Source organism: Halorubrum trueperi (genome assembly GCF_042662525.1).
Lineage (GTDB): Archaea > Halobacteriota > Halobacteria > Halobacteriales > Haloferacaceae > Halorubrum > Halorubrum trueperi.
The window spans coordinates 23489-46789 of sequence record NZ_JBHSXI010000023.1 but is presented as its reverse complement, the minus strand read 5'-3'; the positions used below and the strand labels follow the sequence as shown (position 1 = coordinate 46789).

27 protein-coding genes, 2 tRNA genes and 1 pseudogene are annotated in these 23301 nt (G+C 67.4%); 14 read left to right on the top strand and 16 right to left on the bottom strand.

Annotation, left to right across the window (positions count from 1 at the left end):
- Positions 1 to 25: 25 nt before the first annotated feature.
- On the bottom strand, positions 26 to 730 hold the full coding sequence (locus ACFQEY_RS15430; RefSeq protein WP_379770260.1) for a TVP38/TMEM64 family protein: 705 nt from the start codon (positions 728 to 730) through the stop codon (positions 26 to 28).
- Positions 731 to 867: 137 nt separating this feature from the next.
- Here ACFQEY_RS15430 and ACFQEY_RS15425 point away from each other — a divergent pair, with 137 nt between their 5' ends.
- The gene (locus tag ACFQEY_RS15425; RefSeq protein WP_379770258.1) at positions 868 to 1101 is read left to right on the top strand and encodes a DUF1328 domain-containing protein; all 234 of its coding nucleotides are present in this window, start codon (positions 868 to 870) and stop codon (positions 1099 to 1101) included.
- A 136-nt stretch (positions 1102 to 1237) separates the two neighbouring features.
- Here the strand turns inward: ACFQEY_RS15425 and ACFQEY_RS15420 are convergent, their stop codons facing one another.
- From ACFQEY_RS15420 to trmY, 5 genes and pseudogenes are all read right to left on the bottom strand, one after another.
- The gene (locus ACFQEY_RS15420) at positions 1238 to 1534 is read right to left on the bottom strand and encodes a DUF3006 family protein (RefSeq protein WP_379770257.1); all 297 of its coding nucleotides are present in this window, start codon (positions 1532 to 1534) and stop codon (positions 1238 to 1240) included.
- The gene (locus tag ACFQEY_RS15415; RefSeq protein ID WP_379770255.1) at positions 1531 to 3027 is read right to left on the bottom strand and encodes a lamin tail domain-containing protein; all 1497 of its coding nucleotides are present in this window, start codon (positions 3025 to 3027) and stop codon (positions 1531 to 1533) included. The genes ACFQEY_RS15420 and ACFQEY_RS15415 overlap by 4 nt, the downstream gene beginning before the upstream one ends.
- Before the next feature lie 219 nt (positions 3028 to 3246).
- Positions 3247 to 3319 (bottom strand) — tRNA-Pro (locus tag ACFQEY_RS15410).
- Between the two features lie 670 nt (positions 3320 to 3989).
- Positions 3990 to 4160, bottom strand: a pseudogene (locus ACFQEY_RS18815) (CHY zinc finger protein); the annotation flags it as partial.
- 29 nt (positions 4161 to 4189) lie between these two features.
- The gene (gene trmY / locus ACFQEY_RS15405; protein WP_379770253.1) at positions 4190 to 4804 is read right to left on the bottom strand and encodes a tRNA (pseudouridine(54)-N(1))-methyltransferase TrmY; all 615 of its coding nucleotides are present in this window, start codon (positions 4802 to 4804) and stop codon (positions 4190 to 4192) included.
- A gap of 50 nt (positions 4805 to 4854) precedes the next feature.
- Here trmY and ACFQEY_RS15400 point away from each other — a divergent pair, with 50 nt between their 5' ends.
- A complete protein-coding gene (locus tag ACFQEY_RS15400) occupies positions 4855 to 4998 on the top strand; it encodes a hypothetical protein (RefSeq protein WP_379770251.1) in 144 nt (47 codons plus the stop codon).
- 70 nt (positions 4999 to 5068) lie between these two features.
- Here ACFQEY_RS15400 and pyrF read toward each other — a convergent pair whose 3' ends face one another.
- Positions 5069 to 5899 (bottom strand): orotidine-5'-phosphate decarboxylase, encoded by an 831-nt coding sequence (gene pyrF, locus ACFQEY_RS15395; RefSeq protein ID WP_379770249.1) that lies wholly within the window; start codon positions 5897 to 5899, stop codon positions 5069 to 5071.
- 207 nt (positions 5900 to 6106) lie between these two features.
- Between pyrF and ACFQEY_RS15390 the strand changes: the two genes are divergently transcribed.
- From ACFQEY_RS15390 to speB, 4 genes are all read left to right on the top strand, one after another.
- Entirely contained in the window at positions 6107 to 7255 is a 1149-nt protein-coding gene (locus tag ACFQEY_RS15390) for an aminotransferase class I/II-fold pyridoxal phosphate-dependent enzyme (protein WP_379770247.1), read from the top strand.
- Between the two features lies 1 nt (position 7256).
- The gene (locus ACFQEY_RS15385; RefSeq protein ID WP_379770245.1) at positions 7257 to 7541 is read left to right on the top strand and encodes a hypothetical protein; all 285 of its coding nucleotides are present in this window, start codon (positions 7257 to 7259) and stop codon (positions 7539 to 7541) included.
- A 156-nt stretch (positions 7542 to 7697) separates the two neighbouring features.
- Complete coding sequence (locus tag ACFQEY_RS15380) at positions 7698 to 8075, top strand: translation initiation factor IF-5A (protein WP_379770243.1); 378 nt, start codon at positions 7698 to 7700, stop codon at positions 8073 to 8075.
- Positions 8076 to 8082: 7 nt separating this feature from the next.
- Positions 8083 to 8955, top strand: coding sequence for an agmatinase (gene speB, locus ACFQEY_RS15375; protein WP_379770241.1), 873 nt, complete (start codon positions 8083 to 8085; stop codon positions 8953 to 8955).
- A 2-nt stretch (positions 8956 to 8957) separates the two neighbouring features.
- Here the strand turns inward: speB and ACFQEY_RS15370 are convergent, their stop codons facing one another.
- Both ACFQEY_RS15370 and ACFQEY_RS15365 read right to left on the bottom strand, forming a co-directional pair.
- Positions 8958 to 9209 carry a SelT/SelW/SelH family protein gene (locus tag ACFQEY_RS15370; RefSeq protein WP_379770238.1) on the bottom strand — a complete coding sequence of 84 codons (252 nt, stop codon included), beginning with the start codon at positions 9207 to 9209 and terminating at the stop codon, positions 8958 to 8960.
- Between the two features lie 119 nt (positions 9210 to 9328).
- Positions 9329 to 10900, bottom strand: a complete 1572-nt coding sequence (locus ACFQEY_RS15365; protein ID WP_379770236.1) for an amidohydrolase — start codon at positions 10898 to 10900, stop codon at positions 9329 to 9331.
- A gap of 106 nt (positions 10901 to 11006) precedes the next feature.
- Between ACFQEY_RS15365 and ACFQEY_RS15360 the strand changes: the two genes are divergently transcribed.
- On the top strand, positions 11007 to 11456 hold the full coding sequence (locus tag ACFQEY_RS15360) for a universal stress protein (RefSeq protein WP_379770233.1): 450 nt from the start codon (positions 11007 to 11009) through the stop codon (positions 11454 to 11456).
- A 44-nt stretch (positions 11457 to 11500) separates the two neighbouring features.
- Here the strand turns inward: ACFQEY_RS15360 and ACFQEY_RS15355 are convergent, their stop codons facing one another.
- Positions 11501 to 11872 (bottom strand): hypothetical protein, encoded by a 372-nt coding sequence (locus tag ACFQEY_RS15355; protein WP_379770941.1) that lies wholly within the window; start codon positions 11870 to 11872, stop codon positions 11501 to 11503.
- A gap of 156 nt (positions 11873 to 12028) precedes the next feature.
- Here ACFQEY_RS15355 and ACFQEY_RS15350 point away from each other — a divergent pair, with 156 nt between their 5' ends.
- Positions 12029 to 13447: a DEAD/DEAH box helicase gene (locus ACFQEY_RS15350; RefSeq protein ID WP_379770231.1), complete on the top strand. Its 1419-nt coding sequence runs from the start codon at positions 12029 to 12031 to the stop codon at positions 13445 to 13447.
- Between the two features lie 597 nt (positions 13448 to 14044).
- On the opposite strand, the gene udk is transcribed toward ACFQEY_RS15350, so the two are convergent.
- Positions 14045 to 14743 (bottom strand): uridine kinase, encoded by a 699-nt coding sequence (udk, locus tag ACFQEY_RS15345; RefSeq protein ID WP_379770228.1) that lies wholly within the window; start codon positions 14741 to 14743, stop codon positions 14045 to 14047.
- Positions 14744 to 14995: 252 nt separating this feature from the next.
- Here udk and ACFQEY_RS15340 point away from each other — a divergent pair, with 252 nt between their 5' ends.
- The 6 genes from ACFQEY_RS15340 to ACFQEY_RS15315 all read left to right on the top strand — a co-directional run bounded on the left by ACFQEY_RS15340 (position 14996) and on the right by ACFQEY_RS15315 (position 19454).
- Positions 14996 to 15646 (top strand): CBS domain-containing protein, encoded by a 651-nt coding sequence (locus ACFQEY_RS15340; RefSeq protein WP_379770225.1) that lies wholly within the window; start codon positions 14996 to 14998, stop codon positions 15644 to 15646.
- A gap of 171 nt (positions 15647 to 15817) precedes the next feature.
- Positions 15818 to 16426, top strand: a complete 609-nt coding sequence (locus ACFQEY_RS15335; RefSeq protein WP_379770223.1) for a GNAT family N-acetyltransferase — start codon at positions 15818 to 15820, stop codon at positions 16424 to 16426.
- Between the two features lie 129 nt (positions 16427 to 16555).
- A tRNA-Thr gene (locus ACFQEY_RS15330) sits at positions 16556 to 16629 on the top strand.
- Between the two features lie 862 nt (positions 16630 to 17491).
- Complete coding sequence (gene sod, locus ACFQEY_RS15325) at positions 17492 to 18091, top strand: superoxide dismutase (protein WP_379770221.1); 600 nt, start codon at positions 17492 to 17494, stop codon at positions 18089 to 18091.
- Positions 18092 to 18258: 167 nt separating this feature from the next.
- The gene (locus ACFQEY_RS15320; RefSeq protein WP_379770218.1) at positions 18259 to 18564 is read left to right on the top strand and encodes a DUF5827 family protein; all 306 of its coding nucleotides are present in this window, start codon (positions 18259 to 18261) and stop codon (positions 18562 to 18564) included.
- The gene (locus tag ACFQEY_RS15315) at positions 18561 to 19454 is read left to right on the top strand and encodes an ATPase (protein ID WP_379770216.1); all 894 of its coding nucleotides are present in this window, start codon (positions 18561 to 18563) and stop codon (positions 19452 to 19454) included. Before ACFQEY_RS15320 ends, ACFQEY_RS15315 begins: the two co-directional genes overlap by 4 nt.
- 36 nt (positions 19455 to 19490) lie before the next feature.
- Here the strand turns inward: ACFQEY_RS15315 and ACFQEY_RS15310 are convergent, their stop codons facing one another.
- The 5 genes from ACFQEY_RS15310 to ACFQEY_RS15290 all read right to left on the bottom strand — a co-directional run bounded on the left by ACFQEY_RS15310 (position 19491) and on the right by ACFQEY_RS15290 (position 23146).
- Complete coding sequence (locus tag ACFQEY_RS15310) at positions 19491 to 19973, bottom strand: hypothetical protein (RefSeq protein WP_379770213.1); 483 nt, start codon at positions 19971 to 19973, stop codon at positions 19491 to 19493.
- A gap of 84 nt (positions 19974 to 20057) precedes the next feature.
- On the bottom strand, positions 20058 to 20408 hold the full coding sequence (locus tag ACFQEY_RS15305; protein ID WP_379770210.1) for a 4a-hydroxytetrahydrobiopterin dehydratase: 351 nt from the start codon (positions 20406 to 20408) through the stop codon (positions 20058 to 20060).
- 762 nt (positions 20409 to 21170) lie between these two features.
- A complete protein-coding gene (locus tag ACFQEY_RS15300; RefSeq protein ID WP_379770207.1) occupies positions 21171 to 21836 on the bottom strand; it encodes a cytochrome c biogenesis CcdA family protein in 666 nt (221 codons plus the stop codon).
- Between the two features lie 36 nt (positions 21837 to 21872).
- Entirely contained in the window at positions 21873 to 22454 is a 582-nt protein-coding gene (locus ACFQEY_RS15295) for a TlpA family protein disulfide reductase (protein WP_379770205.1), read from the bottom strand.
- A complete protein-coding gene (locus tag ACFQEY_RS15290) occupies positions 22451 to 23146 on the bottom strand; it encodes an SCO family protein (RefSeq protein WP_379770203.1) in 696 nt (231 codons plus the stop codon). The genes ACFQEY_RS15295 and ACFQEY_RS15290 overlap by 4 nt, the downstream gene beginning before the upstream one ends.
- Between the last annotated feature and the right edge of the window lie 155 nt (positions 23147 to 23301).

Here is a 23301-nt window from a genome sequence, read left to right as displayed (position 1 = left end):
TTGTCAGGAGCGACGCGCTCGGCGGCTATTTAAACGGGAGCCGCGGTTCGACGCGAGCGACGATGTCGCGGACCGCCTCCTGCTTGTAGTATCCGACCACCGACGCGACGACGACGGCTCCGATGAGCACGATCGCCGAGAGGAACCGGCCGCTCGCGAGCTCGCCCCCGGCGTAGACGGTGAACACGTACGCGGGGAGTCGACCGACCGTGATCACGCCGAGGAACGTCGGCAGCGACCACTTCGTGAGTCCGCTCAGAAAGCAGATGGCGTCGTCCGGAAGCCCGGGGATAACGACGAACGCGAACAGGCCCGGGATGCCGACCGTGTCCACGAATCCGTCGAACCGGTCGATAACGTCCTCGTGGATCACGTCTTCGACGAAGGTGCGGCCGTACCGCTTCGCGAGGGAGAACGCGACCGCGCTGCCGATGAGGACGCCCGTGAGGCTGTACACCGTGCCCGCGAGCGGGCCGAAGAGGTACCCCGCGACGAGCGCGACGACTTGCCCCGGGATGGGCGCGACGACCACCTGGAGGGCCTGAATGAAAATGAAGACGAGCGGGGCGAGCACTCCGAACTGTCGGAGCCACGCGCGGAGCGCCTCGGCGTCGGTGATGAAGCCCGCGTACTCGCGGACGAGGAGGGTGAGGCCGACGAACGCGACCGCGACGACGAGCGCGGCGAGGATCCCCCGCCGCCGATCCGAGGCCGAGGCGAAGAGTTTCATCTGTGTTACACCCGGCAAGCGGTGGACTTGAAGCTTATCACATCCGAACTTTTTGGGGTCACACGAGATCGACCGATCGCGCGCTTCCGAGCGGTTTGAACCCGCATAACTAACGGCGGCTCCCGGGTACAGGTGGTATGTCCGCATTCGGAGTTCCCGCGGCGGCCGAGTCCGTCCCAGCGACGGCGATCCTGAACGCGATCCCGGCACAGTTCTCGGGGGAGTTCCTCCAGTGGGCCGTCGTGTTTTTCGTCATCGCGATCATCGCCGCGGTGGTCGGCGCGCGCGGAGTGGCCGGCGTGTCCATGACCGTGGCGAAGTGGTTCGTGATCGTCTTCCTCCTCTTGGCTATCGTCTCCTTACTGCTGTGAGGGAGGGCCCGGTGGCGGGTCTGGATAGCGGCCGATCTCGTTGAGTGCTACGAGCGAGAGGTCGCCGACGCCCGCGAGAACATGGCGTCGACATCGCCGTCCGTGCGCCCCCGAGAAAACGGTGTGCGCGGCTCACCTACGCGTCCTCATCGGATGGCGGTCGCTTTGAGAGCCGATCGAATCGATCCTGTGACGCCTCCCTTCGGGTCGCCGTTCGCTCGGGCTCGTACGAGGCGGACTCGAGATGCCCGCCGCTGAGCGTCACCGAGAGAATGGCGTCGGCGTGTTGTGCGTTCGACGGGAGCCGTGAGGCCTCGAGAACCGCGTTCCCGACCTCCTCTCCGTCGCGCTCGAAGAACACGGTCGCGAGCCCGTCTTCGACGGTGTCGACGACCGCGGTGTACTCGCCGTCCGAGAGTTCGATGTCAGTCATTCGTAGCTCACCTCAAGGACGTGTGCTCCGTCACCGTTCGAGACTATCACTGTATCGCCGTCGTTGTTCCAGATCGGCGAGCCCGACCCCCAGTACAGTTCGGTGTCGGTGTCCGTGCCGCTCCCGCTCCGAAGCGTCACCGTCGCGCCCGCTTCGAGCGCGAACCCGTACGGGAACGCGTAGCTCCGGGCCGCCTCGTCTTCGACGGTCCATCCGGACAGATCGATCGGTCCGTCGCCCGTGTTCTCGAAGACGACGTACTCGTCGGTGAGGTTCTCGCGGTCGTCGCCCGCAGCGTCCGCGTTGATCGCGGCGACTTCCAGCGCCGCACCCGACTCGGTCGACGTCGTCTCGTTCGCCTCGTCGGTGTCGTCCGTCTCGCCGGTGTCGTCCGTCCCGCCGCCGTCATCCTCAGTCTCGTCGCCGTCATTCCCTCTCTCGTCAGTGTTGGCCTCGGAATCGCCCGCAACCGGCTCGCCGCCGAGTCGAGCGCGTTCGACGACATCGCCGCTCGTGCCCGGTGCGATCGGGTCGCCGTCGCGGATCGCGAGCGGTTCGGTGGGCGCGTCGCGTTGCGTTTGTACGGAGACGCCGCGCCCGTCGCTCACGAACGCGATATCGCCGTGCGTCGCGGTCCAGTACGTCGGGATCGACCGATCCGAAAGCCGCCGGAGAACCTCGTCGTGCGGGTGTCCGTACTGCGAGTCGTACGCGCTCGAAATGACGGCCGCCTGCGGCCGCACCGCGTCGATGAACGGCTCGCTCGACGAGCTCGACGAGCCGTGGTGGCCGGCCTTCAGCACGGTCGACCGCAGCTCCGTGCCGTACGTGTCGATCAAGTACTCCTCTTGATCGTCCTCGGCGTCGCCGGAGAGCAGGAAGCTCGTCTCCCCGTGCGTGAGCTTGAGGACGATGCTGTTCTCGTTGCGCGCGTCGTTTTCGAGGTACGGGTCGGGCGGTCCGAGCACGTCGACGTCGACGTCGCCGAACGAGATCGCGTCGCCCTCGCGCGTCTCGTACAGCGTCACGTCGTGTTCCTCGACGGCGTCGAGGTACTCGGCGTAGGTCCGCGTGCTCGCGGCGATGCCCGGATCGTAGATCGCACCGATCCCGTCCGCGTCCGTCTCGTAGTATTCGATGACCGCCGCGTTGCCTCCGATGTGATCCGCGTCGGTGTGCGAGGTGACGAGGTGATCGATCCGAGTGATTTCGTGCCGCTGGAGATACTGTAACACGTGCTCGCCGTCGTCGTTGTAGTGCCCCGTATCGACGAGCATCGTCTCTCCCCCCGGCCCGACGATGAGCGTACTGACTGATTGGCCGACGTTGATGTAGTGGACCGCAACGGTGCCGTTCGCCGTTTCGACCGCCGGTTCGTCGCTCGTCTCCGATCCCGTCGGGCTTTGCTCGCCGGGCACTGCGCCCACACACCCCGCGAGGAGGACGATCCCCACCGTCAGAAGGATCTGTAAATCGCCCCCTGCTAATTTCATATTCTATTACTGTCTCACACGGACAAAGAGATGTGCATCTGTTAACGCCCCGCATTCGAGTCCCGAACTCCCGGCGCGACACACCGATCAGCGCGTTCTCGATCGATGATCGTCGCTGATCGACGTCGATCTGCCGCTCGAGGCTGCTGAGACCAACCACCTGAGACCACGCGAGAGCGTCGCTACGCGTAGGAAATGGTGAACGCAATGCGGGAGAAGTGGGCCGGCACGAATTTGAATCGTGGTTACGGCCACCCGAAGGCCGAAGGATACCAAGCTACCCCACCGGCCCGCATTCACAGGAATGCCACTCGTTCTTTTAACCTTTCCGAATGTCAAGCTGTTCTCCGGTGACTGGGCGGGGAAACATGGTTGTGGAACCAACGCTAACGAGAGTGGTCACGATGCATCTTTTTTAAAACATTCTCTGGCACCAAACAGAGACGGAATCGGTGGCGTCTATTTATATGTGATTGCTGGCGCGGTGACCAGCTTCTACGCCCTCGTCGCTCGCTTATAAATCGTTGACGGCGCGGTGACAACTTCCAAAGCCCTCGCCGCTCGCTTATAAGTGATTATCGCCGCGGTGAACACCTCTAAAGCCCCAGCCGCGACGACTCGGGGGCCTTGCTGTCGTTCGAAAGGCGCTTTGCGCCTTTCGTGATGACGAGACGCCAAAGGCGTCTCGAACCACGCTCCTCGCTCGTTCACTTCGCTCACTCGCTGCGGTGTCGCCGGACCACGTCCGGCTGCCAGAGGCGCTCCGCGCCTCGCTGTCGCCGGCGCTCCGCGCCGGCTTCAAGAGGGACCTCCGGTCCCTCCCTGCTTACTGCGGCCGCCGTCGTCCTCGCGGCAGCGAGGCGCGGAGCGCCTCTGGCAGCCGGCGGCAAAGCCGCCGGCGACCTCGCGCGAGCTACTCGCGGGCCTGCGGCCCGCTCGCAGGCGCACGCCACAGCATCTGCTTATAAACCCTCGTCGCCGTCACGTTCCTCGCTGTCCGACGGAACCACCTCGAAGTAGCGGTCACGGTGCGCTCGGCAGCCGGGGTTGAACGCGGCCCCACAGCGCGGGCAGACGTCGTGGCCAGCGAGGTACTCGCGAGCCGACAGCGTCTCTGCACGGGACCCGGAGAGGGTCAGCGTGGATCGACGTGCGGGGCTCGTCAGTAGGAGACGTACCCGTCGGTGTCGAGCCAGTTGTGGACGACCGAGACGGTGTGGTCGGCGTGAAGCAATTCGGGGCCGACGCGGACGCGGCGCTCCGCGCGGTCCGCGAGCAACTCGGCCTCCGCGTCGACGAAGTCGTTGTGGTCGGAGAGCACGAATACGGGGTCGTCGGGCGGCTCCGCGTCGACGAGCGGCTCGCCGTCCTCATGGAGCTGAACGAGAGTGGAGTCGTCCGTGTCCCCCGCATCCCCGAGGAGCCGATCCAGCGTCGCCGCAAGCCCCATCCGGCGGAGCTCCACACCGGGAGAGACGTTGGCAGGCATGTGGCCGATGGCGTCGGCTTCGGCGTCGAGCGCGTCGCGGATCCGGGCGGCGACGTTGCGCTCGTCGGGGTGGAGGTGACGGAGTCGGTCCGAGTCGAAGGTGACCGTGAACTCATCGGCGACGACGAGGTGAACGCGGACCGACTCGCGGATCCCGTGCGAGAGGAACACGCCGGTCGCGACGCACCGACAGAGCAGATCGAGCCGGCCCGCACCGGGGATGTCGGACAGCGAGATCTCGTCGGCGTCCGTCGGGACGTCGTGACCGATGACGACGAACTGGCGCATACGCGGGGGTCGCCCCCGATACTGATAAGGAATCCGACCGAAGGGACGGTATGAGCGTCACCGGACTCTGTCAGGTCTGTGAGAACGCGACGGCGACGTACGGTTGCCAGCGGTGCGGACGAGCCGTCTGCGAGGACCACTGGAACGACGGTGTCGGTGCCTGTACGGCGTGCGTTCAGGGCCGTCAGCAGTGAGCGAGTGAGCGGGGCGAAAACCAGCAGCGTGGCGGAAAGGGCTGCGAAGCCGAAAAACGCGATTGGGCCGCTACCGGTGCCTATTTAGCCGCTTTTTGAGCCGTTTCGCGGCCTCGCCCGCGGCCCCGATGTACGTCGCCTCGTCCTCCGGTCGGCTCGACTCCTCGCCGGCGAAGATGATCCCCCGCGAGGAGTTAACGAGTCCCACGTCGACCGCGGCGTCCGGCCGGTCGGCGAGCCCGTGTTCGACCGCTGCCTCGGCGTCGCCTCCCTGCGCGCCGACGCCCGGCACGAGGAAGGGAATCTCGGGGACGATCTCGCGGACTTCGGCCAACTCCTCGGGCGCGGTCGCGCCGACGACGAGCCCGACGTTGTCGTTTCCGTTCCACACGTCGCCGAGCGCCGCGACGCGCTCGTAGAGGGGCTCGCCGGAGGCGAGTTCGAGGTCCTGGAGGTCGCTCCCCCCGGGATTCGAGGTGCGGCAGAGGACGAACACGCCCTTATCGGCGCGGTCGAGGAACGGCTGGAGCGAGTCGCGCCCGAGGTACGGGTTCACCGTGATCGCGTCGGCGTCGTCGAGCGCCTCGGCGTACCGTCGGGTCGTGTTGCCGATGTCGGCGCGCTTGGCGTCGAGAAGGACTGGAACTCCCTTCCCGTGCGCGTAAGCGATCGTCTCGCGCAGGGCACGCCACCCGTCGGCGTCCTCGTAGAACGCCGCGTTCGGCTTGTAGCAGGCGGCGTGCTCGTGGGTCGCGTCGATTATCCGGCGGTTGAACGCCCACCGCGGCAGGTCGGCGTCGGCGACGAACTCGGGGAGGCGGCTCGGATCGGGATCGAGCCCGACCGAGACGACGCTGTCGGCGGTCTCGATCCGGGCCGCGAGCGTCTCGAAGAAGCTCATGCCCGGTGGTGCGTTCGGCGGTGCGCTAAACGTTGCGTTCCGGTTCGGCGAGGTGTCGCGTCCGGTTCGGCGGAGTGTCGCGTCCGGTTCGGCGGGGTGCGGGGGGTGGGGAACGAGGTGCGGGGCGTGGGGCACGAAGGCGGGGTCCGCATCTCGATCGGCGCGGGAGACCGTAGCGCATAACCTCGCTCCGCCCGGAGTCTGCGTATGCGCATCGACCCGTTCGGCCTCGAACGCTGGTTCGCGGAGTACGAACACGAGGCCGACATCATGTTGGCCGAGAGCGGCGTCCGCTCGCTCGACGCGAGTCGTTTCGACCTCGACCCCGGTCGGCTCGGCTACGTCATCCCGACCAACGGCGACCCGGAGCTCCGAGCGGCGGTCGGCGACCGATACGGCCTGAGCGCCGACGAGGTGCTGTTCACCTGCGGAACCCAGGAGGCGAACTTCCTCGCGTTCCTCTCGCTGCTCGGCGACCACGGAGGAGTGGGCGAACGCGACGGCGACGAGATCGGAACCGGCACGCACGCCGTCGTCGTCACCCCGACGTACCAGGCCCTCCACGCGGTCCCCGAGGCGTTCGGCGAGGTGACGCGCGTCGAGCTGGAGCCGCCGACGTGGGAGCTCGACCCCAACGCGATCGCCGAGGCGGTCCGAGACGACACCGCGGTGATCGTCGTGAACAACCCGAACAACCCCACCGGGCGGTATTACGACGAGGACGTCATGCGAGCGGTGTACGACGTCGCCGTCGATCGCGACGCCTACCTGCTCTGCGACGAGGTGTACCGACTGCTGGCCGAGGAACCGCAGCCGCCGGTCGCGAGCTTCGGCGGCCACGGGATCTCGACGACGAGCCTCACGAAGGCGTACGGACTCGCCGGGCTCCGATTCGGCTGGATCGCCGGTCCCGAGGCGGTCGTCGACCGCGCGTGGCGGTGGAAGGATTACACCACGATCTCCCCCTCGTTGTTCGGTCAGCACGTCGCGGAGCAGGCGCTCGGCCGTCGCGAGCCGCGGATCTTGGCGGAAAACCGCGAGCACGCCGCGACGAACCGCGCGCTCGTCGCCGACTGGATCGACCGCCACGGCCTCGACTGGTACGACCCGGTCGGCGTCAACGGCTTCGTGACGGTTCCGGACGGGTTCGACGACGCGGAGTCGTTCTGCCGGGCCGTCGTCGAGACCGAGAGCGTCGTGCTCGCGCCGGGCGGGCTGTTCGGCTTCCCCGACCGGTTCCGGATCGGGTTCGGGCTTCCGACCGAAGAGTTGGAGGAGGGCCTCGACCGCGTGAGCCGCGTCATCGAGTCGACCGCTCCGGGAGCCGCCGACCGCGACGCGGAAGGAGGTACCTGAGATGGGCCTCCTCGGGGAGATCAAAGCAGACGTCGTCGGCTTCGTTCGCGACCCCACCGACGAGCAGAAGGCACTGTTCGTCGCGGTCGTCGTCATGATGATCGCCGACCGCGCGTTCTGGTGGATCGACTTCCCGCTCGTCGTGCGGACGACCGCCGCGGTCGGCGTCGGCTTCCTCGGGCTGTTCGTCGCCAGCTACCTGATTACCGGAAAATTCGTCCCGCCGGACGGCAACGCGGACGACGAGGACGAGCGGGACGAGTACGTGGACGAACTCGATCCGTGAGCGATCCGGTCGCTGAGCGGTTCGGTCGCTGCGCGATTCGTTCCACTCCCGCAGGGCCGTTGAATTCGGCGTCGCAGCCGGTCCCCGCATATCCGCGCACTCCGGCGTCGCCGCCGTTCCAAACCGTTTATACCCGCGCCCTGAAAAGTAGCGGCCATGCCGCGAGAGCAGAAGCAGGTTCGCGAACTCCAGGAGGGAAGTTACGTCATGATGGACAGCTCTCCCTGCAAGATCAATCACTACAGCACAGCCAAGCCCGGCAAACACGGGAGCGCCAAGGCGCGCGTCGAGGGCAAGGGCGTCTTCGACGAGAAGAAGCGCTCGCTCTCGCAGCCCGTCGACGCGAAGGTTTGGGTGCCGATTATCGAGCGGAAGCAGGGACAGGTCGTCTCCGTCTCCGGGAACGACGCCCAGGTCATGGACCTCGATACCTACGAGACGTTCACGATGCGCATCCCCGAGGGCGAGGACTTCACCTCCGACGACACCATCGAGTACCTCGAGTACGAGGGCCAGCGCAAGGTCGTCGGGTAGTCGAGGTATGTTCCCAGGAGCGACGACCGACCGCGAGGCTGCTTCCTACGTGGTCGTCGGCGCTCCCCTCGACGCCACGACCACGTTTCAGCCGGGTACCCGGTTCGGACCGGACCGCATCCGGCAATTTTCCCGGAGCTACGACGACTACGACCGCAGAACGGACAGCGACTTCTCCGCGCTCGGCGTCCACGACGCCGGCGACGTCCCTCCGTGGGACGACGTCGAAGAGTACCTCGATCACCTCGCCGCCGAACTGCGGAGCGTCACCTACGACGACGCGGTCCCCCTCCTCGTCGGCGGCGAGCACACGGTCACGTACGCGGGCGTCGAGGCCGTCGATCCGGACGTGCTCGTCGTCTGCGACGCGCACCTCGACCTCCGGGACGCGTACGACGGGAACCCGTGGAGCCACGCCTGCGTCACCCGCCGGACCCTCGACGACCTCGGCGTCGACCGCGTCGTGATCGTCGGCGCGCGAACCGGCTCCGAGGCGGAGTGGGAGCGCGCCGCCGAAGGCGACGTGGAGGTCGTCGCGCCGGAGGAGACGCGAGGGTGGCTCGACGACCTCGCCGGCCACTCCGCGGACGGCGACGCCGACGGTCCCTTCGCCGGCGAATCGGTGTACTGTTCCGTCGACATCGACGCGCTCGATCCCGGTTTCGCACCGGGGACCGGGACGACGGAGCCCTTCGGGATCGATCCGCGCGAGGTTCGCGACCTCGTTCGCGCGGTCGCGCCGCGCGCGGACGGATTCGACGTCGTCGAGGTGAACGACCGCGACGACGGGCAGGCGGCGGCGCTCGCGGCCAAACTCCTCCGGGAGTTCGTGCGGACGCACGCGTCGGCGCGGGCGGGTGACGCCGGTAAGGACGTGTAGCGTTAGGGAAGCTCCGAGAGACGCCGCCGCGCCGCCGACACCGCCTCCATCGAGTCGATCCACTCGCGCGGGTTCGTACACCAGATGCGATCTCCTTCGACGCTGACGCAGAACACGGAGTCGCTGGAGGGCGACAGCGTCACTCCGTCGACGTCGGGGCGATCGCCGAGGTAGGCGTCGATCAGGCGGCGGGCCGTCTCCGCCTCCGGTTGGAGGCGACTGCCGGCGGCGTACTCGATGGCTATTTCTGCCATACCCGACGCTACGACCTACACGATTAATAACTAGTGTTTTCTGGCAGCGCTTGCGAAGCGCTCGCGTTTAGTCTCGGTATTCGGCTGCCGGGTTCAGTCTCCGTATTCGGCTGCCGCGGTCACCGGCCGTCGTGCACTACCTCGCCGTCGACGACGGTCATCGCCACGTCGACGTCGCAGATTGCGCTCGGCTCCGCCCACGGTGACGAACCGAGAGCGACGAGGTCGGCCCGCTTACCGGGTTCGATCGTACCGAGCCGGTCCTCGTCGAAGCCCGCGTACGCCGCGCCACGGGTGTACGCGCGGAGCGCCTCCGTCACGGTGAGCCGCTGTGACTCGGCGGGGGCGTTGACCGCGTGGTGGACGCCGAGGAGGGGATCCATGGGCATTCCGTCGGAGCCGAACGCGACGTGAACGCCCGCGTCGAGCATGTCTCGGTAGCGGTTCATCCCGGTCCAGCGGTCGCCAAGTCGGGCGTCGTAGAGCCCGCCCTCGCCGGCCCACTTGAGGAAGTTCGGCTGGACGCTGGCGACGGCACCGGTCCGCGCGAGCCACGCGATCGCCTCGTCGCTCGCGAGCTCGACGTGTTCGATCCGGTGGCGGGCGGCACCCGGATCCGTGTGGGAATGATCCGCGTAGGCGTCGAGCACCGCGTCGACGGCCTCGTCGCCGATCGCGTGAGCGGCGAACTGGTAGCCGGCGTCGGTCGCGTCCGCAACCGTCTCCGCGAGTTCCTCGGGATCGACGACCCACCGGCCCGTCCGGTCCGGCGCGTCGTCGTACGGTACGGAGAGCTTCGCGGTGCGCCCGCCGACGCTCCCGTCCGTGTACGACTTGATCGCGCCGGCCTCGACCGTGTCGCTCCCGTCGCTCGTGCCGAGGCCGACCTCGCGAAGCGCGTCGAGATGGTCGCTCCAGTAGTTAATCCGGACGCGCGCGGTCAGCGCTCCGGCCGCGTCGAGTTCGCGGTACGCGCGGGGCGCATGCGAGTTGCGAACCATGTCGTGGAACCCCGTGATACCCGTTTCCGCGCAATGGGCGAGCGCGGCCTCGATCACCTCTCGCGTGTCCGACGGTCCTGGCTCGACAGCCTCGTAGATCGGGTCGATGGCGCTCTCGAAGAGGACGCCTGTCGGCTCCCCCGCGTCGTCCGTCGGGACCGTTTCGTCCGGGGCGGCGTCGAACGCGTCCGCGAATCGGTCGAGGACGACGCCGTTGACCGCGGCGACGTGCATGTCCTCGCGGAAGGCGGCGACCGGCCTGTCGGTCGAGACGCGGTCGAGATCCGCGCTGGTCAGATACCGACCGTCGCCCCAGGCCGATTCGTCGTAGCCGTAGCCGAGCACCCAGTCGGCCGCTGGATCCGAACTCCGAGCCTCGATCTCCCCCGCCCGATCGGCCAAGCGATCGACGGCGTCGTCGGGCGATCGTGCGGTCGAGAGGTCGGCGTGAACGAGGGACCGACCGACGGTCGTCAGGTGGGTGTGCGCGTCGACGAATCCGGGGAGGAGGACGCGCCCGTCGAGGTCGACCACGTCGGTGTCGACCCCCTTCAGGAACCGCACGTCGTAGGTGCGACCGAGCCGGACGATCGCGCCGTCTCGCACGGCGAGGGCCTCGACGGTCTCGTCGGGGTCGGCGAGGGTGTGTATCTCCCCGTTCACGAACAGCCGGTCCGCGGCGTCGGTCATGCAGGGTCGGCGGGTGGCAGCGTGTTAACCGTTCGGGACGCGGCCGCGATGCGTCGGACTGCGAACCGGCGATCGATTTATTCGGCGACCGGTTCAACTGTCCCGTATGTACGATCGGATACTGTTACCCACGGACGGCAGCCCGGGGGTCGACCGCGCGATCGATCACGCGATCGACGCCGCCGACCGCTACGGCGCGACGCTGCACGTGCTGTACGTCGTCGACAGCGACGTCGTCAACGCGTACTCCGGCGACGAGTTCGTCGACGGTGCCGAGGGTGCCGAGGAGACGCTCGCGGAGCGCGGCCGAGACGCGCTCGACGCGGTGGCCTCCCACGCCGCCGACGCCGGCGTCGACGCCGTCACCGACTTGGTGTACGGGACGCCTCACGAGGAGATCCTCCGGTACATCGACGACGAGGACATCGATCTCACGGTGATGGGCTCGAAGACCCGTTCCGGTGATTATCGACGGATGCTCGGGTCCGTTACCGAGCGCGTCTCCCGCCGGTCGAACGCGCCGGTGAGCATCGTGAAGACGACCGTCTCCGGGTGAACGACGTGTCGGAGCACATGCCAACCACCGGATGAACGACGGCCTCAGACGATCCCGACCGACCGGACGAACGGGACGCCGACCGCGTCGGTGACGCCCGCGAACGGGAGCACGGCCAGCGCGAGGACCGCCGCCGCCCACGCGATGAACCCGACGATCCCGGCCTGGGGCCACGAGGTGTCGTACCGCCGACGGATCAGCCAGATCCACACGACGAGCGGAGCGAATTCGCCGACGAGCGGGATCCACGAGAGGAAGAAGGCGGCGAGCCCCCAGACGATAGCGCCGAACAGCGCCGTGAACACGGCACGCCCGTAGCTTCGCGTGTCGGTGACGACGGCGGCGGCGACGTAGATCGCCAGCCCGCCGACGAGCAGACCGACGACGAACGTGACGAGGGATCCAACGAGGCTCATGTCCCGCCGTTCGGCGGCGAAGCACTTGGGGGCGTCGCCGGCGAGGATCCCCTCAGGCCGTCGCACGGGATCGCCGCGACCCACACCGGAAGCGACTCGACTGCGGCGGCGGACTGAGCCGGTGCCCATTTGTGAGTCGGGGGGCAACCTCCGTCGATGAACGTCCGGCTGACCTACGAGAACGGGACGATTCGGGTCGACGCCGGCGAGAAGTCCTCCACCGACAGCGACGTCCTCGACGCCGACGGCGACGCTCTCGAGTCGCTCCCGCCGCTGCCGGGCGTCGAGGCCGATCCTCGCTCCGGGACCGCCCGCGCGCCGGCGTACCGCTACGCCGCGATCCGGCGCGCGCTCGCCGTCGCCGGCGCGAGCGTCGACGATCGCGTCCTCGACGCGAGCGACCGCGCGGCCGCGGAGTCGTCGCTCGCGTCCGGGCTCTCGACCGACTACGACCTCCGCGAGTACCAACGTGAGGCCCTTGCGGCGTGGCGGGACGCCGGCGACCGCGGCGTCCTGGAACTGCCGACCGGTGCCGGCAAGACCGTGATCGCGATCCGCGCGATCGTCGAGCTCGGCGTACCGACGCTCGTCGTCGTGCCGACGGTCGACCTCCTCGATCAGTGGCAGCGGGAGCTGGCGGCGGAGTTCGACGTGCCGATCGGTCGGTTCGGGGGCGGCGAACAGCGGCGCGAAGCGATCACGGTGTCGACGTACGACTCCGCGTACCTGAAGGCCGAGGACGTCGGCGACGCCTTCGAGCTCGTCGTCTTCGACGAGGTCCACCACCTCGGCGGCGAGGGGTTCCGGGACGTGGCGCGGCTGCTCGCGGCACCAGCCCGTCTCGGCCTCACCGCGACGTTCGAGCGTCCGGACGGTGCCCACGAGGCGGTCGCGGAGCTGATCGGCGACCGCGTGTACGCCCTCGACGTCGACGACCTCGCCGGGGATCACCTCGCCCCCTACGACATCCGTCGGATCGAGGTCGAACTGACGGCCGAGGAGCGCGAGCGCTACGACGAGAAGCAGGGGACCTTCGTGGAGTACGTCCGCGACGCCGGGATCACGTTCACGAGCGGGAGCGACTATCAGGAACTCGTCAAGCGTTCCGGCAATGACCCGGCCGCGCGTGAGGCCCTGTTGGCGAAACAGGAGGCGCGAGAGATCATGATGAACGCGAGCCGCAAGGTCGACCGCCTCGAAGCGATCTTCGACCGGCACCGCGACGACCGCGTGATCGTCTTCACCGCCCACACCGACCTCGTCTACCGCCTCTCCGAGCGGTTCCTCCTGCCCGCGATCACGGCCGAGACGGGTGCAAAAGAGCGCCGAGAGATCCTGAAACGCTTCCGCGAGGGAACCTACGGCCGAGTCGTCGCCGCCAACGTGCTCGATGAGGGTGTCGACGTGCCCGACGCAAACGTCGCCGTCGTGCTCTCCGGGTCGGGCAGCGAACGGGAGTTCACCCAGCGGCTCGGACGGGTGCTCCGCCCCAAGGAGGACGACGGGCGGGCGATTCTCTACGAGGTCGTCAGCGCGGAGACCGCAGAGGAACGGGTGGCGAGCCGGCGGCGATAAGCGGTACCCCCAAGTGTCAATGCCGAACCCGCGGCTGTTCGTCGACGAGCAGCGCCAGATCGATTACGGGAGTGGGTATTGCAGACCGCCAATAGCAACGCGGTATTTAAAATGACGAGCACGACAGCGACGATTGCTTATAAATCACCGAGGCGGTGGCGCGCCTCCGAGCGGGCCATCGGCCCGTGAGGAGCCCGCGAGGGAGCCCGCGGCCGCTTATAAGCGGCCGCGGCAGCGAGGCGCGGAGCGCCTCTGGCAGCCGGCGGCGGAGCCGCCGGCGACGAGGCTGGGGAGGTGTGAGGTGCGGGGCGGCGCGGTGCGGGGAGGGACTCAAAGGGACCGCCTCGCGGCTGGGGCTTTGGAGGAGTTCACCGCGCCGTCGACGAGATATAAGCGATCAACGCCAGAAACACAGCGATTCACCGCGTCAACAACGATATATACACAGCCGCCGGCAACACCACTCTCTCACTTATAAATGACCACATCAACCGCGTGCAATACCTACTCCCGGAATAGACCGCCGCTATTCCTGCGTGAGCCAAGAACGAGTCGGAATACGGGAGCCGTCAAATCCCTCGATGAAGCCGATCCGGTTCAGTCGTCGCCGTCGATGTCGAGCGAGCGCTTCTCGCCGAGCTCCTCCTCCAAACTTCCGCGCTCCCAACTCCGGACGGCGTCGCCCTCGACCTCGGCCCGGAGCTTCTCTTCGAGGAGGTTCACCGCGACGCTGTTGGCCCCCTCGGGGATGATGACGTCGGCGTGCTTTTTCGACGGCTCGATGAACTGCTCGTGCATGGGCTTCACCGTCGAGAGGTACTGGTCGATGACGCCCTCCAGGTCGCGGCCGCGCTCGATGACGTCCCGGCGTATCCGGCGGAGGATGCGGACGTCGGCGTCGGTCTCGACGAACAGCCGGAGATCCATCATCTCGTTTATGGCCTCGTCGTACAGCGCGAGGATGCCTTCGAGCACGATGACGTCGGTCGGTTCCACCGTAATCCGGTCGTTCTTCCGGTTGTGGATCTCGAAGTCGTACTGCGGCATCTCGACGGCCTGGCCCTGCAGCAGGGACTCGAGGTGCTCGCGGAGCAGCGCCCACTCGAACGCCGCCGGGTGGTCGTAGTTGACGGACTCCCGCTCTTCGAAATCGAGGTGCGAGAGGTCCTCGTAGTAGTTGTCCAGCGGGATGCGGGTGACGCTGTCGCCGAGATCGCGGGTGACGAGCCGGGAGACGGTCGTCTTTCCCGCGCCGGTCCCCCCCGCGATCCCGATCACGAACGAGGGAATCGCCATGTCACCGCTCGGGCGTCGGAGGGTTTGAAGCCTCCTCTTCTCGACGGGACCCGCGACAATCGAGCGCCACCACCGCACCGTTTCCGCACCGCACCGTTTCCGCACCGTTTCCGCACCGCCACCACCGCACCATTTCCGTACTGCCTCCGCACCGCCACCGCGCCGTTTCCCTGCCGATCACTCGTCTACGGTGGGATTCGGTAAAACCGTGTCGGGGGCAGCTTTTAGCCGTTCGGGCCGGATCCACGTCGTATGCGAACAGACACCACGGTTCGGGACGTGATGCATCGCGAGTTCCTCGGCGTGAGCGAGTCGGATCCGCTGGCGGATGCGGCGGAGCTGCTGGTCGAGGAGGGGACCGACTGCCTGATCGTCCTCCGCGGCGGCGAGTCCGTCGGGCGACTCGGCTGTCGGGACGCCCTCGGGGCGCTCCTCGATGTCGGCGTCGTCGCCACGGAGGGGGCGGGAGACGGGCCAAAAGACGAAGGCGGACCAACGGTCGGATCGGTCATGGGGCCACCGCTCCCGACGGTCACGCCCGACGACGCGCTCGCGGTGGTCGAGGAGCGGCTCGTCGCCGAAGGCGTCGATCGGGTCGTGGCGGTCGACGACGGCCAAGCGGTCGGGGTCGTCACCGCGAGCGACGCGCTGGCCGCGGGCGCACCACGGACGGGGGACGGGGCCCGCGAGTCCATTGCCGACGAGGCGCGAGTCGCAGAGTCCCGACGGTCAGACGGACCAGTGATGGGGATCGACGGCGGCGCGGATCCCACCGTGGGAGCGTCCTCGACGGACGCCTCCGGGTCGGCGACACAGGGGGTGTGTGAAAACTGCGGCGCGCTCGCGCCCGATCTCGTGACCGCCAACGGACAGGCCGTCTGTCCGGACTGCCGTGACGTGTGACTCCGGACGGTTGCGGTGGTTCGGGACACCGCCACGACTCGCATCAGCGCGACGCCGCGTGCAACCGTCACGACTCGTGCCACCGCCACCACCGCGAACCGGATTGGTCGGCGCGGGCGTAGCAGCCCGCCGCCAGTAGACTCAACACCCGCCGAGACGAACGGACACCGAATGGCCGACAGCGATCGAGTGCGCGTCACGACCGCGACCGCGGCCGACGTGGACCGCGTCACCGACCTCTGGATCGCGCTCGCCGCGGGCCAGCGGCGTCACGGGTCCACGCTGCTCGCCGAGGAGAATCGAAACGCTGTGCGGGAGTGGGTCGCGCGCTCCGTCGTCACCGGTGAGCTGCTCGTTGCTCGCGAGGAAGGATCCGCCGCCGATATCGACGACGGGAGAAGTGCAGACGGCTACGCCGGGGATGATAGCGACCCCGACGGGGGTCGCTCGGATGACGGCCACGGCGAACCGGTCGGATTCGTCGGGTTCTCGCTGGACCGCGGCGGGTACGACCGCGATCGGACGCGCGGCACGGTGAGCAACCTGTTCGTGGTTCCCGATCGGCGCGGCGAGGGGATCGGAGCCGAACTGTTGTGCGCGGCCGAGGACGCCCTCCGAGAGGCTGGTGCCGAGACCGTCGCGCTGGAGGCGCTCGCGGCCAACGGCCGGGCCCGCGGGTTCTACGCCGACCGGGGATACGAGACTCACCGCGTCGAGATGACGAAGTCGCTGGGGGCCGAGACGGCCGGTCCGGAAGCGGGAGACGAGAGAGAGGTGTGAGGTGGTCGGAAGCTGGTGGTCGAAAGCTGGTGGACCGGAGGCATGGCGAGTAGCCGGGGTGACCGCACGGGGCGAGGCGTTCGCCGAAAACGACACGCACTCATACCCGGACCGAGTACGCCCGCCTGCGCCAGGGGAGCATGGGCGGTTCATGCACTCGACTTGTAATCGAGACTTCCGGGGTTCAAATCCCTGCCCTGGCTTGGGACGATTCGTTCGATTCTGAACCCTCGTCCGGGGATCAACTCCGCCGAAGACAAACCAATCGACAGTAAAAGATCCGCTGGAATCCGATGCTCTAGACGGCTGTTCGTTGACGATCGGCTCTCGATCGATGGACTACGGGAGTGGGTGTTGCAGACAGCCGATAGCAACGCGGTAGATAAAAGCGATAAGCGCGCCAGCGACGGCTGCTTATAACTGATCGAGGCAGTGGCGCGCCTCCGAGCGGCCAGTCGGCCGCGAGGAGCCCGCGAGAAAGCCCGCGGCCGCTTATAAGCGGCCGCGGCAGCGAGGCGCGGAGCGCCTCTGGCAGCCGGCGCACAGCGCCGGCGACGAGGCTGGGGAGGTGTGAGGTGCGGCGCTGTTTGGGTAGGACTCAAAGGGACCGCCTCACGGCTGGGGCTTTGGACGTGTTCACCGCGCTGTCGACAACCATTTATAAGCAATCAACGCCAGACATTGGGCGATTCACCGCGCAGTCAACAATATATAAACAGCCGCCAACAACACCACTCATTCACTTATAAACGACCACTCCACCGAATTGAGACATTCATTCTCGCACTCAATCTAGGGCCACCGTTCAGCGTCCAACTGGTTCGAACAAACAGATATCGAAGAATAGGATCTCAGCCGAGCCGGAGCAACCCATTTCGATTACTCCCTACTTCGCGAGCCGCAGCGAAGGCGGCTGCGCGGCCGGTTGTGATCCGACCCGAACCGCAAAGCTATCGCTCGCGGGCGGTGGACCGCGGTAACACTCACGTTCGGTGGTGTATGGTATCACGACACGCATTATCTTTAACAGGTTTCCGGAACATGATCGAGACAGGTGAGATACAAATGAGCTACGAACTCGATCCGCTTCCGTACGACTACGACGCGCTGGAACCGCACATCTCCGAGCAGGTTCTCGAATGGCATCACGACACCCACCACCAGGGCTACGTGAATGGCTGGAATTCCGCCGAGGAAACGCTCGAAGCCAATCGCGAAGCCGGCGACTTCTCCTCGTCTGGCGGTGCCATCCGAAACGTGACCCACAACTCCTCGGGGCACATCCTCCACGACCTGTTCTGGCAGAACATGTCGCCCGAGGGCGGCGACGAGCCCGAGGGGGCGCTCGCTGACCGCATCGCAGAGGACTTCGGCTCGTACGACGCTTGGAAGGGCGAGTTCGAGGCGGCGGCCTCCGCGGCCGGCGGCTGGGCGCTTCTGGTGTACGACACGTTCTCGAACCAGCTTCGCAACGTCGTGGTCGACAAGCACGACCAGGGCGCTATCTGGGGCGGCCACCCGATCCTCGCGCTGGACGTCTGGGAGCACTCCTACTACCACGACTACGGCCCGGCCCGCGGCGAGTTCGTCGACAACTTCTTTGAGGTCGTCGACTGGAACGAGCCCGCCGATCGCTACGAGCAGGCCGTCGAGCTGTTCGAGTAACCCCGACGGACGCGCTGCGACCCGCGCGTCGAATCCCGAATTTTTTCGACGACGAAGCCCCCGAGAGTGACGACCGCAACGACCGCAACGACCGCAACGACCGTAACCACCGCAACGATCTCATGCGTATCGGCAGCGTTTACGGAGCGGCCTGCCTACCGCCGGGCATGCCCGAACCGAAGTCGACGTTCGACGCGACGTACCCGTGTGACTTCTACGAGCCGACGGAACTGTTCGAGCCGGATCTCATGTACACCGTCCCGGAGATAGCCCGGCTCCTCCAGGGGCTGGAACCGGACGCCGAGGTCGGCCCGGACACCGAGGCCGTCCTGATCGACTGGGCGATCCCGTGGGTGATGACCCACGCCGAAGACATGGTGATCGCCGAACCCCTCGAAGACGACGGCCCGGGCTACTACGGAGTCGCTGAGCACGCACTCGACGACGCCGACGGTAGCGGCGAGAACGCGTGACTGGGGTCCGAACCGAAACCCCGCCGGTTCTGCTCGTCGCCGGCAGCACCCGCGTCGATGCCGGTAAGACGACGTTCGCGGCCGGATTAGTCGCGAGCCTCGCGGCCCGCGCCGGCGATGCTATCGGCGTCAAACCCCGTGCCGGCAACGACTTCTGGTTCGACCACGACGACTGCCGGATCGCGACCGACTCGGGTCGGCTCTACGGGAAGGACGCGCGAAAGCTCGCGGCCGCGAGCACTCGACCGCTCGCGGCGGACCACGAGGCGATTACACCGGAATCTCTCAACCCCGTTCACCGGCTCTGGCGGCCGACGCCGGGCCGGACCGGCATGTTGGGCGACCCTGATCGGACGTTCCTCTGTGACCGCGTCACGACCGCGAATGACACTCGGTTCGTCGTCAACGGTGCGGCCGAGGAGGCGGGACTCCTCCCCGACTCGCTCACCGATCGGCTCCCGCTCACGGAGGCGGCTCGTGTCGACGACGTCGCCGCGCTCAACGACGTGATGGCCGACGAGTACCTCCCCGCGTTCGATCGGGTGGCGGAGCAGGTCGCCGACTCGCCTGTCCCCGTCGTCGTCGAGTCGTACGCCGACGTCGCCGCGCCGCTTCCGCGCGACGGCCCGGCCGAGCCCGATGCGGTCGCCGTCGTCGATCCCGGTCGGGCGCGGATCTACGCCGGCGACCGATACGCGAAGGCTCGCGCCGTCGCGTCCGGGAGCCCCCGTGAGGGGACGATGGAGGAGCACACGGACGCGGTGACCGAGATGATAGAGCCGGTCGCGACCGTCGGGCTACCGGCGCTCGGGGGCGACGAGCGGAGCGACCCTGGACGGGTGGCGGAGCGCTACGCTCCCGCCTACGAGGCGCTGTTCGAGGCAGTCTGACGCTGGACGGGCCGAGAATAACGGGCGACGGCGGACTCAGGCGTTCCGCTTCGTGTAGTGGTCGAGCGCCGATTCGATCGAGGAGAGCTCGGCGTTGACGCGGCCGTCGGCGACGCGCATGAATCCGGGCGTGTACGATTCGGAGTAATCGAAGATCGTGTTGACGGCGCGCTTCGGAGCGGAGACGGCGGCGAAATCGGTGACGGTGTACACGCGGGTCGTCGGGAAGGCGGTCCAGAACGTGCCGCTGACCCAGCGGTCGTCGTCCTCGAAGGTCGTTCCGACGCGACCGGTCGCGAGGTACTCGTCGTCGTGGTAGAACAACAGGAGATCGCCCTCCGCCATCCGCTCGAACGTGGAGCCGTTGCCGCTGTCGTCATCGACGGCCCAGAGGCGGGCCTCGTCGACATCGGCGAGGGCGTCCGGGCGGTCGTCGTACTCGGTGAGGTCGACCGCGGACCGGACCGTTCGATCGAAGTTCTCCGGGTCGATCGGGACCAGGAAGACGTTCGCGCTCATTGCCCTCACTTTCGCCGGGAGGGTTTTAAACCCGTTCGTTGGTGAGCCCGCGACGGTCGGGCGTCGACGGGTGACTCACCCGTCTCACTCGCCCGTGTACCCTCCGTATATCCGGTCCATCCGCGCCGCCATCACGAAGTCAGACTCGTGGAGTCCGCCGATGTCGTGGCTCCACATCTCGACGCCGACTTCGCCCCACGAGAGGTGCAGATCCGGGTGGTGCCACTCCGCCTCGGCGAGCTCGCCGACTTCGTTCGTGAACGCCAGCGCGTCCGCGAAGTCGTCGAACTCGTAGGTCGCTTCGAGGTGGTGGTCGTCGACGACCTCCCACGCGTCCCCGAGTTCGTCGAGGTACGTGGCGTACTCGTCTCCGGTCAGCGGCTCGTCCTCCTCCTCCGACGGTTCGACCGATTTGTCCGCGAGCGACGATGACATACATCACAGTTGAACGACGAACGGTTTGTACCTTCCGCGGAATATCGAGACAAGCTCACTGATCGATGTCGGAAGTGGGGATCTCAGTGCGGTTGAGAGGCCGTTTATAAGTGATCGAGTGGTGTTGCTGGCGCAGTGAACTGCTGTGTTTCCCTCGGTGATTGATTATAAGTGGTTGTTGTTGACAGCGCGGTGAACACCTTCAAAGGGGCAGCCGCGAGGCGGGCGCACGCTCGCTGTGCTCCTCGTCACCCGCTGCGCTCCTTCGCTGCGGTGTCGCCGGACTACGTCCGGCTGTCACCGGGCGAAGCCCGGTTGCCCGAGGGACTGTGTCCCTCGCTGCCAGAGGCGCTTCGCGCCTCGCTTTCGCCGGCGGGTAGCGCCGGCGACTGCCCCTTTGAACCCCGCCCCGCACCGCAACCGCTCCGCACCTCACGCCTCCCCAGCCTCGCGGTTCGCGCTCTCCGAGCGCTCACCGCGTCCCTCGCGGGCTCTCGCCGGCGCTGTGCGCCGGCTGTCAGAGGGACCTTCGGTCCCTCCCTACTCGCGGCCAGTCGGCCGCTCGGAGGCGCGCCACTGCCTCGATCAGTTATAAGCAGCCGTCGCTGCCGCGTGTTCTCTTTTATCTACCGCGTCGCCGGCGGCGGTCTGCAACACCCACTCCCGAAATCGCTCGCCGCTGTTCCTGTATTGACCGTAATCAGGACAGAATATGTCACTGGCGGAGGATTTCAACAGAGCCGACGGTGTGGACTCGGACGGTCAGTAGACGACCAGCGAGAGGTAGAGTTGGCCGATCCCGGCGATCACCATCACCGCGCCGGCGACCCGCTTTACTGTTCCGGCGTGTGCCATCACGCGGTTCGCGTTGCTGATCAGCCCGACGCCGGTGGCGACCGTCGTGGCCGCCATCAGCACGGCGACGACCCCGGCGTAGACGGCGAGCACGAGCGTCGCAGTCTCGGTCGGCAGCGCGATGGCTCGGGCGATAACTGCGAGGAAGATTGGTGCGACACAGCCCGCGCCCGCCAGCGCGTACCCCGCGCCGAAGAGTCCGAATCCGAGCACGCTCGACCGGCGCTTCGGGAGCGACACCGACAGCGACGGAGCCCGCCCGAAGACCACGAGCAGGCCGAAGGCAACGAGCAGCCCGCCGACCAGCGTCTCGAAGACGGTGATGTTCGAGAGCGTGGAGTGGCCGATTCGCACGGTCGCACCGGCGAGGAGGGCGAACGTCGCGAGCACGCCGATCCCGGCGGCGACGCCGCGAACTCCCGCCCCCGACACCGACGCGCTCTCGGCGTCGACAGAGTTCACGTAAAAGCCGACGTACCCCGGTAACAGCGGGTACGCGCACGGCGAGAAGAACGTCGCCACGCCCGCGGTGAGTGCAAACGGAACGTTGGTCGCGAGCGACGCACCGGTCATCGTTCGAGGTGCCTCCTCATCGGTCGAAGTACTCTCTCATCGGTCGAGTGCATTCTCGATGCCGGCGACGATCTCGTCGGCGGTGTGCGTCCCGGAGCCGGACCACGCGATACGTCCGGTCGCGTCGAGCGCGACTGCGTAGGGATAGCCGTTCACGCCGAGCTTCGCCGCGAGTTCGGCGGTGGTGTCCGCGGCCACGAGCCAGTCGCCGTCGTTCGATCGCCACCAGTCGACAACCGCCTCCTCCGTCACGGATCCCCCCACGTCCTCCGTCGTGACCGACACGAACCTGACCTCGTCGCCGATCCGGTCCGCGGCCTCCCCGAGCGCCGGCATCTGCTCCTCGCAGGGCGGACACCACGTCCCGAAGAAATCGACGAACGTGGCCTGTCCTTCGGCCGGGATAGCGACCTCATCGTCCCTACTGCCGGGAGCCTCGATAGTGGGGATCGTCGTCGGCTCGATCGTCCCCTCGTCGTCACCGTCTTCACCGTTCCCTCCTCGCGCACCCTCGCCGCCGAGTCCGAGTGCGTCGGGAGCGTTCCCGGTCGCGACGGCTCCGGCACCGCCGAGGGTTCCGAGGCTCGCGATTCCGGCGAGGAGGTGACGACGCCTCACGCGGTGACCACCCGCTCGAAGTCGCTCACGAGCGCCTCGACGTCCGTCTGCGGCCCCCTCGGGTACGCACGCTCGACGATCCCCTGTTTGTTGACGAGCAAAATGAGGCCGTAGTGCGGGAACTGGTACTCCAGGTTCTCGTAGTCGTCCGCGGGCTGCTTTTCGATCACGAGCCCGAAGTGCTCGTCCAAGAGGTCCTGTCCCGCCTCGTAGCTCTCCGGGCGGAGGAAGTGCCAGTTACCGGCGTCGAGATCGACGCCCTGCTGGCCGGCGTACTCCCGGAGCACCGCCTCGGTGTCGCGCTCGGGATCGAACGTGAGCGAGAGGAACGCGGACTCGTCGCCGTATCCTTGCTCCGCGGCGGCCGCCTGCGCCCGGCGGAGTCGGAGGATGAGCGCGGGACAGACGCCGTCGGGACAGTTCGTGTAGAAGGAAGTCCACAGCACCGCCCGCTCGCCCTCGAAGTCGGCGACCGACACCTCCTCGCCCGCGATCGGGTCGGGGGCGGTGAACGCGGGCATCTCGTCGCCGTAACTCGGGTGGGACGCCTCGCTCAGATCCCGTTCGGGCGGATCGAGTATCGTCCCCTCGGCACCGGACTCCCCGAGTGCGCCGAGACAGCCCGCGGCTGCGGTGGCGGCGGTGACACCGGTGGCGGCGGTGAACGACCGAAGGTAGGTGCGGCGATCCATGTGGTTACGCCTAGCTACGTGGACGCTCGTAAATGAACCTCGCGGCTGGTTGCACGCGGTGAACACAGCCGAGTCGCGGCCGATCGGAATCTATGCGGGCTTCGACGGGCCTTGACGAGCCTCGACGGGCCTTGACGAGCCTCGACGGGCCTTGA